This is a genomic window from Xanthocytophaga flava (assembly GCF_030068545.1).
GTDB classification, from domain to species: domain Bacteria; phylum Bacteroidota; class Bacteroidia; order Cytophagales; family 172606-1; genus Xanthocytophaga; species Xanthocytophaga flava.
Map to the genome: position 1 here is coordinate 1 of NZ_JASJOR010000100.1, position 571 is coordinate 571.

Genomic DNA, 571 nt, shown 5'->3' on the forward strand with positions numbered 1-571 from the left:
ATGGTTTTAAAGCATTATTGATCCGGTTTGAATGCTCTATTAACAATTGGATGAGTTTACATTTTATTGCTTTCTCCGTCATTTTCTTACGCAAAATCAAGCAAAAAACAAAAGTTTAAACAGCTTCATCAATAGTCTGATATAAAGTTGCGTTATAATAAAGCAAAAAGTGTACTCAGTTTTGGGTTCTCTAGTTCCTTTAGAACGTCATCAAGCATGTAAAAAAACAACTCTGAGTTCAATGTATATCTATACAAAGACTCAGAGTTGTTTTTATCTAAATAAGAATATAGGTGAGATCAATTAGTGAAGATGATCATCTCCTTCTATTTTTTGTTATCCCACCAAATTTTAGTCATCAGATCATCGGCCCCCTGATTGGCTACTGCCTCATTGTAAGATGATCGATTTAGTGTTTGTTCTGATACCGGATATAAAAATCGACGAAATATCTGACCACCCGTCGCATTGCCTGGATACACATTTGGAACTAAAGCAGGATACCCTGTTCTGCGATAGTTGTTATACACTTCCTGTGCATCAGGAAATATACCCAGCCAGAATTGAGTAT

1 protein-coding gene is annotated in these 571 nt (G+C 35.2%); it reads right to left on the reverse strand.

The annotated features are described in order from the left end of the window. Positions 1–326: 326 nt before the first annotated feature. Positions 327–571 (reverse strand): SusD/RagB family nutrient-binding outer membrane lipoprotein (locus QNI15_RS38935; protein WP_314037614.1); only part of this gene is annotated, 245 nt, incomplete at its 5' end.